General features: G+C 33.4%; 15 protein-coding genes. 10 read left to right on the forward strand and 5 right to left on the reverse strand.

The features are described 5' to 3' along the window. The 8 genes from B0A65_RS13740 (at nucleotide 1) to B0A65_RS13775 (ending at nucleotide 7,846) form a co-directional block, all read left to right on the forward strand. Nucleotides 1-1,077: a peptidylprolyl isomerase gene (locus tag B0A65_RS13740; RefSeq protein ID WP_074656774.1), complete on the forward strand. Its 1,077-nt coding sequence runs from the start codon at nucleotides 1-3 to the stop codon at nucleotides 1,075-1,077. A gap of 40 nt (nucleotides 1,078-1,117) precedes the next feature. Further along, entirely contained in the window at nucleotides 1,118-2,257 is a 1,140-nt protein-coding gene (locus tag B0A65_RS13745; RefSeq protein WP_074656772.1) for a peptidylprolyl isomerase, read from the forward strand. Between the two features lie 222 nt (nucleotides 2,258-2,479). Next, nucleotides 2,480-3,376 (forward strand): EamA family transporter, encoded by an 897-nt coding sequence (locus tag B0A65_RS13750; RefSeq protein ID WP_074656771.1) that lies wholly within the window; start codon nucleotides 2,480-2,482, stop codon nucleotides 3,374-3,376. An 86-nt stretch (nucleotides 3,377-3,462) separates the two neighbouring features. After that, entirely contained in the window at nucleotides 3,463-3,819 is a 357-nt protein-coding gene (locus B0A65_RS13755; protein WP_074656769.1) for a DoxX family protein, read from the forward strand. Between the two features lie 24 nt (nucleotides 3,820-3,843). Continuing rightward, nucleotides 3,844-4,551 (forward strand): aquaporin Z, encoded by a 708-nt coding sequence (gene aqpZ / locus B0A65_RS13760; RefSeq protein WP_074656766.1) that lies wholly within the window; start codon nucleotides 3,844-3,846, stop codon nucleotides 4,549-4,551. 110 nt (nucleotides 4,552-4,661) lie between these two features. After that, nucleotides 4,662-5,489, forward strand: coding sequence for a sterol desaturase family protein (locus B0A65_RS13765; protein WP_074656764.1), 828 nt, complete (start codon nucleotides 4,662-4,664; stop codon nucleotides 5,487-5,489). Between the two features lie 120 nt (nucleotides 5,490-5,609). After that, nucleotides 5,610-5,888 (forward strand): DUF2805 domain-containing protein, encoded by a 279-nt coding sequence (locus B0A65_RS13770; protein WP_042563191.1) that lies wholly within the window; start codon nucleotides 5,610-5,612, stop codon nucleotides 5,886-5,888. 98 nt (nucleotides 5,889-5,986) lie between these two features. Then, nucleotides 5,987-7,846 (forward strand): M61 family metallopeptidase, encoded by a 1,860-nt coding sequence (locus tag B0A65_RS13775; protein ID WP_074656763.1) that lies wholly within the window; start codon nucleotides 5,987-5,989, stop codon nucleotides 7,844-7,846. A 158-nt stretch (nucleotides 7,847-8,004) separates the two neighbouring features. Here the strand turns inward: B0A65_RS13775 and B0A65_RS13780 are convergent, their stop codons facing one another. Together B0A65_RS13780 and B0A65_RS13785 are read right to left on the reverse strand one after the other, a co-directional pair. Next, on the reverse strand, nucleotides 8,005-8,448 hold the full coding sequence (locus B0A65_RS13780) for a hypothetical protein (protein WP_074656760.1): 444 nt from the start codon (nucleotides 8,446-8,448) through the stop codon (nucleotides 8,005-8,007). Between the two features lie 66 nt (nucleotides 8,449-8,514). Continuing rightward, nucleotides 8,515-10,848 carry a GH92 family glycosyl hydrolase gene (locus B0A65_RS13785; protein WP_074656757.1) on the reverse strand — a complete coding sequence of 778 codons (2,334 nt, stop codon included), beginning with the start codon at nucleotides 10,846-10,848 and terminating at the stop codon, nucleotides 8,515-8,517. 178 nt (nucleotides 10,849-11,026) lie between these two features. Between B0A65_RS13785 and B0A65_RS13790 the strand changes: the two genes are divergently transcribed. After that, nucleotides 11,027-11,650 (forward strand): M949_RS01915 family surface polysaccharide biosynthesis protein, encoded by a 624-nt coding sequence (locus tag B0A65_RS13790; protein WP_074656754.1) that lies wholly within the window; start codon nucleotides 11,027-11,029, stop codon nucleotides 11,648-11,650. A gap of 277 nt (nucleotides 11,651-11,927) precedes the next feature. On the opposite strand, the gene B0A65_RS13795 is transcribed toward B0A65_RS13790, so the two are convergent. Further along, nucleotides 11,928-12,536 (reverse strand): GNAT family N-acetyltransferase, encoded by a 609-nt coding sequence (locus B0A65_RS13795; RefSeq protein WP_074656753.1) that lies wholly within the window; start codon nucleotides 12,534-12,536, stop codon nucleotides 11,928-11,930. A 602-nt stretch (nucleotides 12,537-13,138) separates the two neighbouring features. On the opposite strand from B0A65_RS13795, the gene B0A65_RS23295 reads away from it, so the two are divergent. Beyond that, nucleotides 13,139-13,303 (forward strand): hypothetical protein, encoded by a 165-nt coding sequence (locus B0A65_RS23295; RefSeq protein ID WP_207556437.1) that lies wholly within the window; start codon nucleotides 13,139-13,141, stop codon nucleotides 13,301-13,303. Nucleotides 13,304-13,464: 161 nt separating this feature from the next. Here the strand turns inward: B0A65_RS23295 and B0A65_RS13805 are convergent, their stop codons facing one another. Then, nucleotides 13,465-13,821, reverse strand: a complete 357-nt coding sequence (locus tag B0A65_RS13805; protein ID WP_074658277.1) for a hypothetical protein — start codon at nucleotides 13,819-13,821, stop codon at nucleotides 13,465-13,467. 186 nt (nucleotides 13,822-14,007) lie between these two features. Then, complete coding sequence (locus tag B0A65_RS13810; protein WP_074656748.1) at nucleotides 14,008-15,186, reverse strand: AIR synthase related protein; 1,179 nt, start codon at nucleotides 15,184-15,186, stop codon at nucleotides 14,008-14,010. Between the last annotated feature and the right edge of the window lie 101 nt (nucleotides 15,187-15,287).

The raw sequence follows: 15,287 nt of genomic DNA on the forward strand, positions 1-15,287 counted from the left end.
ATGAAAAAAAGTATTTTATTATTACTATTAGCCGTTACCTCATTTTATTCTTGTAAAGACGAACATAGCAATTTGCCTGATGGTTTGTATGCTGACATTGAAACGAACAAAGGACACATTATTGTTGAATTGGATTATAAAAAAGCACCAATCACGGTAGCAAATTTTGTAACCTTAGCAGAAGGTAAAAACGAATTTGTAACCAAAGAATATCTTAAAGGAAAACCTTTTTATGATGGGTTAAAATTTCACAGAGTAATTGAAGACTTTATGATTCAAACCGGAGATCCTGAGGGAACTGGTTCTGGAGACACCGGATATAAATTTAAAGATGAAATCACCGATTTAAAATTTGACAAAGCAGGGGTTCTGGCTATGGCAAATAACGGTCCGGGAACTAACAGCAGCCAATTTTTTATCACGCATGTTGAAACTCCATGGTTAGACGGAAAACATACTGTTTTTGGTCATGTAGTTGAAAAAGGACAAGAAGTAGTAAATCAGGTAAAACAAGATGATAAAATTGTAAGGGTAACAATCATTAGAAATGGTGAAGAAGCTAAAAAGTTTGATGCTGTAAAAGTATTTCACGATTACTTTTCTGAAATAGCAAAAGAACAAAGTAAATATGCAGGAGTTCAAAAAGAAAAAGTTGAAGCACTTGCAGCTTTAAAAGCAAAAGCTACAAAAACAAGTACAGGATTAGAATACGTTATTACTGAAAAAGGAACAGGTAAAAAACCTGCAAACGGAACTCAGGTATATATTCATTATGCAGGTTTCTTAGAAAACGGAACTCTTTTTGATTCAAGTATAGAAGAAGTTGCTAAAACTTTTGGAAAATTTGATCCGGCAAGAGCTGAAGCAAAACAATATCAGCCAATTCCTTTCACAGCAGGAAGTAAATCAGGTCTGATTCCTGGTTTTATTGAAGGAATTGAACAACTTTCATTTGGAGATAAAGCGGTTATTTTTATTCCGTCTCATTTGGCTTACGGAGCTACAGGAGCTGGTAATGTTATCCCGCCAAACGCTAATATTGTTTTCGAAATTCAATTATTAGAAAAACCACAATAATATATTTTAAAACTTATCATAGACTTAAATTCAGAATACGATGAAATTTAAATTTCTATTTTTATTTTGCCTCGCGGTTATAAATATCCAGGCACAAGCTACAAAAAAGCCAGCAGCAAAACCTGCAGCAAAAGCACAAACTACAGCAAAAGTAGCTCCCAAAGCAGATCCAAATGATGGTATTTTTGCCACTATTTCTACAACAAAAGGAGACATTGTTGTTTCTTTAGAATATGTAAAAGCTCCTGTTACGGTTGCTAACTTTATTTCTTTGGCAGAAGGTAAAAATCCTAATGTAAAAGTGGAAAAACTAAAAGGAAAACCATTTTACGACGGATTAAAATTTCACAGAGTTATTAATGATTTCATGATTCAGGGTGGAGATCCTGATGGAAATGGTTCAGGAGGTCCCGGATATTCTTTTAAAGATGAATTTAGAGAAGAATTAAAATTTGACAAAGGAGGTATCTTGGCAATGGCAAATTCTGGCCCGGCAACAAACGGAAGCCAATTCTTCATCACGCACAAAGAAACTCCGTGGTTAAATGGAAAACATACTATTTTTGGACATGTAGTTTCAGGAATGGACAATGTAAACAAAATTGTTCAGGATGATATCATGACAAAAATTACCATTACACGCAAAGGTGCTGCTGCTAAAAAATTTGATGCAGTAAAAGTTTTAGCTGATGATGCTAAAAAAGACGAAGCCAAAAAATTAGAAGCTCAAAAGGTTATTAAAGATAAAGTGGCTTATTTTGCAGCAACAAAAGCGAAAGCTACTACAACAGCTTCTGGCTTAAAATATTTGGTAACACAAAAAGGAACTGGCGTAAAAGGCGCTGAAGGTTCTAATATTTATTTTCATTATGCTGGTTATTTTGAAGATGGAACTCTTTTTGACAGTAGTATGCCAAGTGTAGCGAAAGCTTATGGCAAATACGATGCGAATAGAGATGCGCAAGGTGGTTACAAGGCTTTTCCTTTTACAGTAGGAAAAAAAGATGGAATGATTCCTGGTTTCATTGAAGCTCTTGACATGATGACAGATGGAGAAAAAGCTATTTTCTTCCTGCCATCTAATTTAGCTTACGGCGAAAAAGGTGCGGGAGGTGTAATTCCGCCAAACGCTACTTTAATCTTTGAAATTGAAACGTATCAAAATCAACCTGTAAAGTAATTCAATCAGATTATTTTAAGTAGAAATACGAAGCCATCAAATCACAGCATTTGATGGCTTTTTTATTTTACGTGTTTTTCAATATTCTGAGAAATCTTCAATTTACAAAAGAAATACGTTTTCGAAACAACAGCAATAATACTGTTTTCAACGATTTTCTGCTAAATCTTAAACAAAATAACTTACCTTTGCCGGCTTTAATTTTTTAAAAAATAAATTCAGATGTCACAAAACAATGTATTAAAAGGAGTATTTTTAGTTGCTTTAGGAGCTACAACTTACGGAATGTTAGCCACTTTTGTAAAAATGGCTTATTCTGAAGGATATACCACTGCCGAAGTAACCACTTCTCAATTTGTTTTGGGGATCATTGGAATTTTATTAATTAACGCTTTCCAAAAAATAAAGCACAAGGACAAAGTTGTAAAAGCTACTCCAAAAAACATTTTTAGTTTAATGCTTGCCGGAACATCTTTAGGAATGACAAGTTTATTTTACTATCTGGCTGTAAAATACATTCCGGTTTCTATTGGTATCGTTTTATTGATGCAAACCGTTTGGATGGGTGTTTTACTGGAGATGATTTTGGAAAAAAAACTACCTTCAAAACAAAAAGTAATTGCAGTTTTCATAGTCCTTATCGGAACTGTTTTGGCAACCAATATCGTCAATAACGATATAAAATTAGATTGGAGAGGACTTGCCTGGGGAATTATGGCTGCAGCCTCTTTTACTACAACCATGTTCACTGCAAATCGTGTTGCTACTGAAATTTCATCTGCACAAAGAAGTTTATATATGTTATTAGGCGGCGCTGTTATTGTATTTTCTTTTGCCTTTGTTACTCAGGTAACACCATTTAATCTTGAAATTTTTATGAAGTGGGGAATTGTTTTGTCTTTGTTCGGAACTATCATCCCTCCTATGCTTATGAATGCTGGTTTCCCGTTAACCGGAATTGGCTTAGGAAGTATTGTTTCTGCCTTAGAATTACCTGTTTCTGTAATGATGGCTTATGTACTTTTAAACGAAAAAGTGATCTTTTCTCAGTGGGTCGGGATTGTTCTGATTATTTTGGCTATAATTATTATGAATGTAAATTTTAAACGAAAAAATTAGTCGTTTTAAATACTATTAAAAAAAAGCCTCTTGTAATGCAATAATTGTTAATTTTTTTATAAATTCGTGATAAACAATACGATATCATGAATTTACCCTGGCATTTATATTTAATGGCTTTTCTGTATATAATTGCCGGAATTAATCATTTTAGAAGTCCCGGAATGTACATCCGAATCATTCCTCCCGCATTTAAAAACCCCAAATTAATTAATACTTTAAGTGGAGCTGCCGAAATACTTTTAGGCATTCTACTGACTCTTCCTTTTACCAGAAAATTTGCAGCATGGGGAATTATAGTGCTTCTGATTGCTATATTTCCAGCCAATTTATTCATGTTGCAAAATAAAAAGGCAAGTTTCGGTTTACCAAAGTGGATTTTATTTTTACGGTTGCCCTTGCAAATCGTTTTGATTTACTGGGCTTACCAATATACATTCTAACATTAACCATTAAATTATTAAATTATGAAAAAATTATTTGCAGAATTTTTTGGAACCTATTGGCTGGTATTTGGAGGTTGCGGAAGCGCAATATTTGCTGCCGGAATACCTGAATTAGGAATTGGGTTTGCGGGTGTTGCATTAGCATTTGGTTTAACTGTACTAACAATGGCTTATGCTGTTGGACATATATCGGGCGGACATTTTAATCCTGCCGTATCTTTTGGTTTATGGGCTGGAGGAAGATTTCCTGCAAAAGACCTGTTGCCCTATATTATTGCACAATGTATTGGAGCAATCGCAGCAGCAGGAACGCTCTACACTATCGCATCAGGCAAAGCAGGTTTTGCAATTGATAATACTAAAGCAGGCGCTTTTGCATCCAATGGTTTTGGTGCATTTTCTCCTGAGGGATATTCTCTGCAATCAGCTTTTATTGCTGAATTTGTATTAACCCTTTTCTTCTTATTGATAATTTTAGGAGCAACTGATAAATTTGCAAACGGAAGATTCGCCGGTATCGCAATCGGTTTAGGTTTAACTTTAATTCACTTAATAAGTATTCCAATTACCAATACTTCTGTAAATCCTGCAAGATCATTATCACAGGCTGTTTTTGTTGGCGGAGAGCCATTATCTCAGGTTTGGTTATTTTGGGTTGCACCAATTTTAGGTGCCATCGTGGCTGGTTTTATTTATAAGTCATTGCTTCAGAATCACGACGCAGCGTAATTTTTTTACTCCATTATAAAAGTTTAAGAGAAAATCAGATATATTTATACTTGATTTTCTCTTTTTTATTGCTCTATTTTGATGAATGATCTTCTAAAAAATATATTATCATGAATGATATTATTGCTTATTTCGGTACAATTCCGTCTTCGCACCGAAGTTTAATTTTGGTTGGAGGAATTACGCTTTTTTGGTTAATTGAGAATACGTTTCCGTTATTTCAAATGCAATACCGAAAATGGCATCATGCCGGAATCAATTTTTTCCTGACGTTTACTACGATTATTGTCAATTTTGTTTTGGCTTTTATTTTAATTAAAACGGCAAGCTGGACGACTGAGAATCATTTTGGAATACTAGAGTGGCTACCCGAAATTCCAATTTGGTTGTACACTATTGTTGGATTGCTTCTTTTGGACTTAATTGGAGCTTATCTGGCACATTTTGTTCAGCATAAAGTGAAATTTCTTTGGCGCTTTCATCTTATCCATCATACTGATACCTGGATTGACACTACAACAGCAAACAGGCATCATCCTGGCGAGAGTATCATTCGTTTTTTATTTACCACTGCAGGTGTTTTAATTGTGGGAAGCCCGATGTGGATGGTTTTCCTATACCAATCTTTATCTGTTGTAGCTTCTCAGTTCAATCATGCCAATATTTCGTTACCTAATAAATTAGATGTCTTTCTAAGTTATTTTATTGTGTCTCCAAACATGCATAAAGTACATCATCACTATGTCCTACCGTACACAGATAGTAATTATGGTAATATTTTTTCTGTGTGGGACCGGCTTTTTGGCACTTTTACCACTTTACCTAAAGAAGAATTAATTTATGGAGTTGACACACATATGGCGCCCGAAGAGCACAACAAATTGAAAAATTTGTTGCAAATTCCCTTTCAAAAATCAAGATCAGTTAAAAACAGTTAAAATCATTAAAAAAAATATCCCTGAACGAACCAACTAATTATTTTTTTTATTAATATTGATACTTAAATTGAAAATCAATCTATTAATCATTAACCCCTATTTTGAATTAATTTTCACGTGATGAAAAAGAGTAACCGCAAAGAGTTGAGCTGGGAACAAACAGAAAAACTTGTTTCGCTAGCCTTGGAAGAAAGAAATCCATTTGAAATTATTAAAAAAGAATTTGGATTGGCAGAAAAAGAAGTTTTGGAAATCATGAAAAAGAAAATGCCGCTTGAAAAATTTGAAATGTGGAAAAAGAAGGCTATTGCGAATAAGCCAAAACCAAAACCCGTTAAAATAGATGATTTTGATGAAGATTTAGATGGTAAATATTATATAAAGAATAAACTCGACTAACATAAAACTCCTGAAAATTCAGGAGTTTTTTTATATTTATACAAGTATTGTAACAATTTTCTATTTTATCAGTCAAATACATAACTAAACGCGAACAAATGAAAAAAATAATTTACACCTTAGCTCTTGCTGTAACATTCTGGAGCTGTAAAACCGGTAGTACATCAGGTGCTGCAAAAAGCAACACTGTAGATGTAAACATCAATCTTGTCGATGTAAAAGACGACAAAGTTTTGGTAACTGTAACTCCTCCTGCAATTAAAACAGACGAAATTATCTATAGTATTCCAAAAACAGTTCCGGGAACTTATTCTACGGATAATTATGGAAAATATTCAGATGGCTTCAAAGCTTTTGATGCTAAAGGAAATGAACTAACGGTAAAAAGAATTGATGATAATTCCTGGTCTATTTCAAATGCAAAAACATTAAAAAAGATTACTTATTTAGTTGGAGATACTTTCGATACTGAAAAAGGAGCTGGTTTTGGAGGTGGAGACGTTTTTTCACCAGCTGGAACTAACATTAATGCCGGAATTAATTTCATGGTAAATACACATGGTTTTGTAGGTTATTTTAAAGATAAGCTAGATGTACCGTATAACGTTACAATTACGCACCCTGAAACCTTATGGGGAGCAACTTCAATGACAGACGAAGATGCAAGCAAAACAAGTGACGTTTTTAAAACTTCTCGTTATGCTGTTTTGGTAGAAAATCCAATTATGTATTCAAAACCAGACTACACTACATTCAACGTTAACGGAATGGATATTTTGATTGCCGTATATTCTCCAACAGGAAAATTTACTGCAGAAAGCATTACTCCGGAGATGAAAACAATGATGACAGCTCAGAAAACCTTTTTAGGAAAAGTAAATTCTACTAAAAAATATACTGTTCTATTGTATTTATCAAGTATGGCTAAAGATGACGCACATGGTTTTGGGGCATTAGAACATCCAACCGCAACTACGGTTGTTTTACCGGAATCTATGCCAAAAGAAAAATTAGTGGAATCAATGAAAGATGTTGTTTCTCACGAATTTTTCCATATTGTAACACCTTTGACAATTCACTCAAAAGAAATTCAGTTTTTTGATTATAATGATCCCAAAATGTCTGAACATTTATGGATGTATGAGGGTGTAACAGAATATTTTGCTAATCTGTTTCAAATCAATCAGGGATTAATTAATGAAGGTGAATTTTACACCCGAATTGCTGATAAAATTGAACAGGCAAAAAAATTAAATGACACAATGTCTTTTACAAAAATGAGTGCCAATGTTTTACAAGAGCCTTATAAAGATCAATATTTAAATGTATATCAAAAAGGTGCCTTAATTGGGATGTGTATTGATATTATTATCAGAGAAAAAAGCAATGGAGAAAGAGGTATTTTAGATCTAATGCATAAATTATCTGATGAATATGGTATCGAAAAACCATTTAATGATAATGAACTTTTTGCAAAAATCACACAATTGACTTATCCTGAAGTTGGTGAATTTTTAACTAAATATGTGGCAGGAACAACGCCAATTCCTTATGATTTTTATTTAGCAAAAGTAGGTGTAACAAAAACATCTGAGAAAAAACCAGGTTCCATTTTCATCAAAGGACAAACTCCTTATATTGGTATTGACAAAGCAACTAAAGCAATAAGTGTTCGTCCTGATGTTGACTTAAATGTTTTCTTTACTAATTTAAATCTTAAAGCTGGTGACGGAATTGTTTCTATTAACGATAAAGCTTACAACTTAGACAACATTTATGATTTAATTGGAGAAAGTGAAAACTGGAAAGAAAATGACCCAATTACAGTTAAAATAAAACGTGCTGGTGTTGAACAAACTATCAAAGGAACGGTTAAAATACCATTTGAAGAATCAGAAACTTTTAAAGCAACAGATGCTTCAAAAGAGAAACTTAAAAATGCATGGTTGAAAGGATAATTCTTTTTGATTGAAAACAAAAAAAACCGACAAGTGATTGTCGGTTTTTTTTGTTTGTCATTGCGAGGAACGAAGCAATCTCATTTCGCATATTTTTTATTAGAAAATTTTCTTATCATAGTGCGGTTGCTTCGTTCCTAGCAATGACAATATTAAGTTTATTTCTTTACCGGAAACTTCCAGGCAAATTCGTCTTTTTCATTTATAATTGCACCAATTTCAAACTTCACTACTTCATCAAATTCAGTTTGAAGTATGAACCAATTGTCTTCATTGAAATAGTTTTCGAAAGTATCAAAAGTTTCCTGAGTGTATTTTGTGATACCTTTTGTTGCGAAATCTTTCTTTACATCAGCAATTTTTCTTCCAATTACTTTGAATCCAAAAACTTCTAAATCATTGCTTGACGCTACTAAATAACCTAATTTCAGTTCTTCTTCTTCATAAAATGTCAATCTGATTTTATGTGAATTGTAAACGAAAATCACATTGTCATCTTCATCTTTATAGTTTTTATCAGGTTTGCCAAAAACAGCTGTAACATCATTCTGTTTCATTCCGAAAAGCAATTTGTCAATTCCAGATTTTAGATTTATTTTCATATTTACTTTTATTTAAAGTGCAAATTTCGTGAAGTTTTTGCAAACTATGTCACGTTTGGCTTTTTATTAATTTTGATAATTCTTCTTATTTGGCTTTGCACTCATATAAAACGTAATTTTTCCTCCATTCATGACATCAGCATGTTTTAAGAAAGGTTTAGAAAGTTCTTTTCCGTTTAAAAGCACTTTGCTCACAAAAACATTTTTAACTGATTGATTTACCGTCTCTAGTTCAAATTTCTTCCCGTTTTCTAAATTAAAAACAGCATTTTTTACCAGCGGACTTCCCAAAGCATATTCATCAGAGCCAGGTGCGACAGGATAAAATCCTAAACTGCTAAAAATATACCAGGCACTCATTTGTCCAAAATCATCATTTCCACCTAAACCGTCTGCTCCATTTCGGTACATTTTTTTCAGAATCATTCTTATTTTATCCTGAGCTTTCCAAGGGGAATTGGTCCAATTGTACAAATAAACCACATGATGCGATGGCTCATTTCCGTGCACATAATTCCCTATAATTCCTTCTCTTGTAATATCTTCTGTATTTTCAAAATATTTGTCCGGCAAATGCATATTAAATAACGAATCTAATCTCACATTAAACTTGTCATTTCCGCCCATCATTTTAATCATTTCAGCAGAATCTTGTGGTACATATAAGCTATAATTCCACGAATTTCCTTCAATAAAACCTTGTCCGTGTGTGTCTAAAGGATCAAATTCTTTTTTGAAAGTTCCGTCGTTTAGCTTAGGTCGCATGAAACCTGATTTGGCATCATAAACGTTTTTGTAGTTTTTGGATCTTTCGATGAACTCTTTATAAATTTCTGTTTTTCCTAGTTTTTTAGCGGCCTGCGCAATCGCCCAATCATCATAAGCATATTCTAATGTTTTTGAAACCGAAGAGCCATTTTTATCTTCCGGAACATAACCCATTTTCATATAATATTCCAATCCATCATAATAGGGTACTTTTGCTGTATTTACGCAGGCTTGAAGTGCTTTTTCCGGATCGAAGCCAGTATTACCTTTTACAATGGCATCGGCCACTACAGAAACGGAATGATACCCAATCATACACCAGTTTTCATTTGCATAATGTGACCAGATTGGCAACATTTTATGCACACTTTGATCTGAATGTGCCAACATCGAACTCACCATATCTGAGTTTCTTGTTGGTTGCACAATATTAAAGAAAGGGTGCAAAGCCCGATAAGTATCCCATAACGAATAGCTGGTATAGTTTTTAAAGTTTTCAGCTTTATGAACGTTCATATCCAAACCTTTATAATTTCCATCTAAATCCATGTATTCTGTTGGACCTAAAAAGGCGTGATACATTGCGGTATAGAAATTCACATAATCTTCTTTTTGAATGGCTTCTATCTGAATTTTATTCAGCTCGTTGTTCCAAATTTCCTGACTTTGTTTTTTTACTTTTTCAAAATCCCAGCCTGGCACTTCTTTCTTCATGTTTTCTAATGCTCCGGCAGAACTTACCGGTGAAAGAGCCATTTTAATTTTGATTTTTTCGCCTTCTTCGGTATTAAAATCAAAAAATAATTTCAGGTTCTGCCCTGCCATTTCCGGGAAATTTTTGGCTTGATCAAATCGTCCCCAAAAACCTCTGTAGACACTTTTTTCCTGTGCTGCCTGTCCGTAAGTCTTAATTGGTTTACTGAAAGACATAGCAAAATACACTGTTCTCGTTCTCGCCCATCCGTTGGTTTGTCTGTATCCGGTAATCAAAGTATCGTTTTCAACACGAACAAATGTCCAGACATTCTTTTTATCGTAATTGTAAATTCCTGAAGTTAAATCCAGAATAATATGTGCTTCATCTGACTTTGGAAAAGTGTATTGATGCATTCCAACACGTGTTGTTGCTGTTAATTCTGCTTTGATATTATGATCTTCCAAAAGAACACTGTAATATGCCGGTTCTGCTTTTTCGGTGTTATGAGAAAATGCAGAACGATAGCCTGAATGTGGTTTTGAAGCCACTCCGGGATTCAATTGCAATTTACCTGTTGTTGGCATAATCAGAAAATCACCTAAATCAGAATGACCTGTTCCGCTGAAATGGGTATGACTAAAACCGACAATTGTTTTGTCATCATATTGATAACCTGCACAATATTTATAAACATCTCCATTATATTTTCCGTTTAAACCATAAGCAATCGTATCGGTTTCCGGGCTCAATTGCACACTCCCAAACGGAACTGTTGCACCAGGATACGTATGCCCCATTTTGGCAGTACCAATCATCGGATCTACGTACTGAATTAAATTTCGTTTTTCATTTCCTTTTTTCTGCGCATTACTGGTGTAACCAAGCAATATAAATGAAAATCCAAAAAGAATGTTTTTACAATTTATTATAGTCATCAGGTATTTTATTTAATCATTATTTTTTGGATAAAACAATATCAGGTATTTACTAAAACGTTTTATCAATACTTTTAGGTCAGAAAAATACAATAAAATATGCTTTTTAAAAAATATAAATTGGACTGAGCTAAAAAGGTTTTAAATATCTTTGAATTACTAAAAATGTAATCCATTCATGAAAAATTATATTTTCACTCTTCTTCTTTTTTCTACGACATTTATTTACGCTCAAAAAGTAGAATGTTACAGACTTACAAAAGAACAAATTATAGAACGAGAACTGGACGGCATTTCAGATTTTCCAATCTATAAAGCGTTTGAGTATAGTGATAAAGGCGGTGTTTATGAATTGCTTTTATGCGAAAATCAAAAGACAATTAGTAAAAAAGATACTTTAAATACTAAAATCCAAGCCATTTGCACCATAAATGACCATGGTGGTTTTCTTGAAAAGTGGCGCGTAAATGATTTGCTTGAAATTACGGAACCGAAAGAAACCAATATCTGGTTTTGGACAAAATATTGCAGTACGAAAGATCTTGATGGAGATGGCTATATTGAACCTATTATCATTTACGGAACAAGAAATGAAAATGATGAAATAAGTCGGGTTAAAATCATTACCGTTTATAAAAACAAAAAATATGTGATTCGCGCTGTCGAATGCGATTTAGACTATTGCAGAAGTTTTAAGAAAGATGCCAACTGGAATACGCTTCCGCAGAAAGTAAAAACATATGTTGATCAATTGGTAAGCAAAATTAGAAAGGAACAAGATTTAATATTGAAAGATGGTTAACTAACGTAATGGTAATGGTAAATTCAATTTACTGCCCAGACTGGACTGAAGTCCAGCCCTACAATATCTTTAGAGCCTATGGCTCTTTTTTTCAGCTTTTGCTTTTCTTCTATTTTTCCTACTCGTTTAAACTGGACTGAAGTCCAGCCCTACAATATTTTTAGAGCCTTTGGCTCTTTTTTTCAGCTTTTGCTTTAGATTTTCTTCTGTTTTTCCTACTCGTTTAAACTGGACTGAAGTCCAGCCCTACAATATCTTTAGATCCTATGGCTCTTTTTTATAGCTTTTGTTTTAGATTTTCTTTTACTTCTTCAAACCATTCGTTTCTCAGGATACTTAAAACAATAGAATCACGACGAACCTCGTTTTCTGCAGTTGGCATATGGCTTCTTAAAACGCCTTCGACTTTGCAGCCGATGCTTTTCATTGCAGCGATACTTCTTTCGTTGTTATTATCAGCGCGGAATTCTACACGCTCCATTCCTAAGGTTTCGAAAGCAAACTGAAGTAATAAAAATTTACAATGTTTGTTAAGACCAGTTCCTCTAAAGGCAGAACCGTACCAGGTGTAGCCTAATTGTAAAGTTTTATAGGGAAGCTGAATATCATAAAAACGAGTCGAACCAGCGTATTTTTGAGATTTTTTATCAAAAACGATAAATGGGAATTCTCTCTTTTCACCTCTTGCTTTTATTGCCGATTGAATATAATTAATCAGGTTTTCTTTTCCGTCTGCTCCAACTAAAGAGTATTTCCAGGTTTCTGGCTCGTTGATGGATATTTCTAATAAATTGTCGACATCTGATTCCTGCAAAGGACGCAATAAAACCAAATCGTCTTCTAAAATAGTATTGTCTGAAAAACTGAAATTATATTCCTGATTCATTTTTTTATATTCTTTTGAAATTCTCTATATTTTTTTTATCTTCTTAGTTGAGATTTGTAAAGATATTTGAAAAAAAATAATTGAGAAAAAAAATAGCGTCGATTCATAAATAAGCTTTTAGAATTCAATAAAAAACATAAGACTATTCTTCTTTATTTGTGTTCTTGCAATTTTTATAAATTATGATTTTGAATATTTTATTAGCCGTACAATTAGCAAAAAAAAGATTTTACAGAAACTTTTTGGTATGACTTATTAATTGCCTTATTTACTGGGGTTTTATCTTTCTTAATATTTTATTTAACACCTCGCATATTTAAACCCAATATTAAAACATGTAGTATTCTTTGCAAAGAAGTTGAAACTTTTGAGAATGCAACTAAAATTAGATAGTATCTTAAATTTATAAACAAGACGTATTCCGATATCGAAAATGTATCTATAAGTATTTTGCTTATCGAAGATTATATTCATGGAAGCGGTAAAATTTTATTGGGAAGGAATTAAAACTAAAACGATACGATTTTAAAAATATTCCTGGTAAATGGAGGAAAAACAAGGAGATTCACGATCATTGTGTTCAAATGTTAATTGACGAAGATTTGAAAGACCTCTGGGACGGAAAAAAAGAATATCTGGAATTACAAATTGATTGTACGCATTCTAAAAGTGGAAGAAGATTAGTGCATGTACAAAAATACACAGATGTAAAAAATACAATCAAAAATGGACGTTTTGATTCAGGCGAAAACTTTAACATTATCTAAAAACTGAACTACTATTTAAATTTGTAATTTTAAATATCAAAATTAATAATCATGAAAAACGATATTATTTGGAAATAGTTGAACAATAGGTAAACTATTCCTCTTTTATTAAATAAACAAGCCTCTAAAATTAGAGGCTTGTTTATTTAGTCGGTCTTCGTTTATTCACTCATTTCATCATAACGTTCCGGTACTTGTGGATCGTACAAGGGACATTTAAACTCTTCCATCACTTCAACCAATTTATTCATGGTTTTTCCTTCGGTTCCATAGCAGTCAATTTTGATGCTTTGTGGTGTTGAAATAACCTGGAATGCACCTTTTCCTTTAGTGTTTTGCCAGCTGTTTTCATCTACTTTTTCCCATGTTGAAAATACAGAAGCTATTCTATTAAAGATTACCTCAACAGGAAGTGTTTCTAATCCTTGAACTTCTTCTTTTTCAAGAAGTGCTTCGTAAACTTCGTGATGATTTAAATAAACCTCATCTAAATATCTCCAAAAAAGTAACTCGTACATAACTCTGGTTGTTTTTAGCCCCGATAGCAGTGGAAATCCTTTTGTGCCGGGGTTCGGCACAAAAGATTGTAACGGATAGCGGGATTAGCTCCTAAAAAAACTAATTATTAATAAAAAAGGTCCTGTTGAAACTCCAGTATAAAAACCTTTGCAACTCAGAACCTCTCGATCTTTGTAACTTAAAAATTAATATTCGAATGTTCCGTATTCGCTGCTAATTGTCAATTTCTTTGTATCTGCCGCTTCTACTCTACCCACAATTTGGGCATCAACATTAAATGATTTTGAAATAGCGATAATATCTTGCGCAATGTTTTCAGGAACATAGATTTCCATACGGTGACCGCAATTGAAAACCTGGTACATTTCTTTCCAGTCTGTTTTTGATTGCTCCTGAATTAACTTAAACAATGGTGGAACCGGAAATAAATTGTCTTTTATAATGTGTAAATTCTGAACGAAATGAAGAATTTTAGTTTGTGCTCCTCCACTGCAATGCACCATTCCGTGAATCTCGTTTGGTGTATAAGTATCTAAAATTTTCTTGATAATTGGGGCATAAGTTCTTGTTGGAGAAAGTACCAGCTGACCAGCATTTATTGGACTGTTTTCAACCTCATCTGTTAAATTTACCTGACCTGAATAAATTAATTCTTCCGGAACAAGAGCATCAAAGCTTTCAGGATATTTTTTAGCTAAATATTTTCCGAAAACATCATGACGAGCAGATGTTAAGCCATTACTTCCCATTCCGCCATTATAGCTTTTTTCGTAAGTTGCCTGACCAAATGAAGCAAGTCCAACAATAACATCACCCGCTTTAATATTAGCATTATCAACAACATCGCTGCGTTTCATACGAGCTGTTACGGTAGAATCTACAATAATAGTACGAACGACATCTCCAACGTCGGCAGTTTCTCCACCAGTTGAATGAATGGTTACACCAAAAGATTTTAATTCGTTGATTAATTCTTCCGTTCCATTGATGATCGCCGAAATAACTTCAGCAGGAATTAGATTTTTATTTCTTCCTATAGTAGAAGAAAGCAATATATTATCTGTTGCACCAACGCATAATAAATCATCAATATTCATGATTAAAGCGTCCTGAGCAATTCCTTTCCAAACTGAAATATCACCAGTTTCTTTCCAATACATATATGCCAAAGACGATTTTGTACCGGCTCCGTCAGCATGCATAATTAAGCAGTGATCTGAATCCTGAGTTAAATAATCAGGGACAATTTTACAGAATGCCTGTGGAAATAAACCTTTATCAATATTTTTTATGGCGTTGTGTACGTCTTCCTTAGATGCTGAAACACCTCTTTGTGCGTACCTTTTGCTAGAATCTGAACTCATGAAAATTAGTTTGTGTTGATGTGGTGCAAAGATAATCCCTTTTTTTAATTCTTTGATTGATTCGTATACCTGATTCACAAAAAAAATCAGCAGCTTTATAA

The organism is Flavobacterium frigidimaris (assembly GCF_002217275.1).
Lineage (GTDB): Bacteria > Bacteroidota > Bacteroidia > Flavobacteriales > Flavobacteriaceae > Flavobacterium > Flavobacterium aquidurense.

Excerpts from the sequence above, each read along its gene's own strand:
- B0A65_RS13740 (WP_074656774.1), top strand. The coding sequence starts at position 1 with ATGAAAAAAAGTATTTTATTATTACTATTAGCCGTTACCTCATTTTAT.
- B0A65_RS13745 (WP_074656772.1), top strand. The coding sequence starts at position 1,118 with ATGAAATTTAAATTTCTATTTTTATTTTGCCTCGCGGTTATAAATATC.
- B0A65_RS13750 (WP_074656771.1), top strand. The coding sequence starts at position 2,480 with ATGTCACAAAACAATGTATTAAAAGGAGTATTTTTAGTTGCTTTAGGA.
- B0A65_RS13755 (WP_074656769.1), top strand. The coding sequence starts at position 3,463 with ATGAATTTACCCTGGCATTTATATTTAATGGCTTTTCTGTATATAATT.
- aqpZ (WP_074656766.1), top strand. The coding sequence starts at position 3,844 with ATGAAAAAATTATTTGCAGAATTTTTTGGAACCTATTGGCTGGTATTT.
- B0A65_RS13765 (WP_074656764.1), top strand. The coding sequence starts at position 4,662 with ATGAATGATATTATTGCTTATTTCGGTACAATTCCGTCTTCGCACCGA.
- B0A65_RS13770 (WP_042563191.1), top strand. The coding sequence starts at position 5,610 with ATGAAAAAGAGTAACCGCAAAGAGTTGAGCTGGGAACAAACAGAAAAA.
- B0A65_RS13775 (WP_074656763.1), top strand. The coding sequence starts at position 5,987 with ATGAAAAAAATAATTTACACCTTAGCTCTTGCTGTAACATTCTGGAGC.
- B0A65_RS13780 (WP_074656760.1), bottom strand. The coding sequence starts at position 8,448 with ATGAAAATAAATCTAAAATCTGGAATTGACAAATTGCTTTTCGGAATG.
- B0A65_RS13785 (WP_074656757.1), bottom strand. The coding sequence starts at position 10,848 with ATGACTATAATAAATTGTAAAAACATTCTTTTTGGATTTTCATTTATA.
- B0A65_RS13790 (WP_074656754.1), top strand. The coding sequence starts at position 11,027 with ATGAAAAATTATATTTTCACTCTTCTTCTTTTTTCTACGACATTTATT.
- B0A65_RS13795 (WP_074656753.1), bottom strand. The coding sequence starts at position 12,536 with ATGAATCAGGAATATAATTTCAGTTTTTCAGACAATACTATTTTAGAA.
- B0A65_RS13805 (WP_074658277.1), bottom strand. The coding sequence starts at position 13,821 with ATGTACGAGTTACTTTTTTGGAGATATTTAGATGAGGTTTATTTAAAT.
- B0A65_RS13810 (WP_074656748.1), bottom strand. The coding sequence starts at position 15,186 with ATGAGTTCAGATTCTAGCAAAAGGTACGCACAAAGAGGTGTTTCAGCA.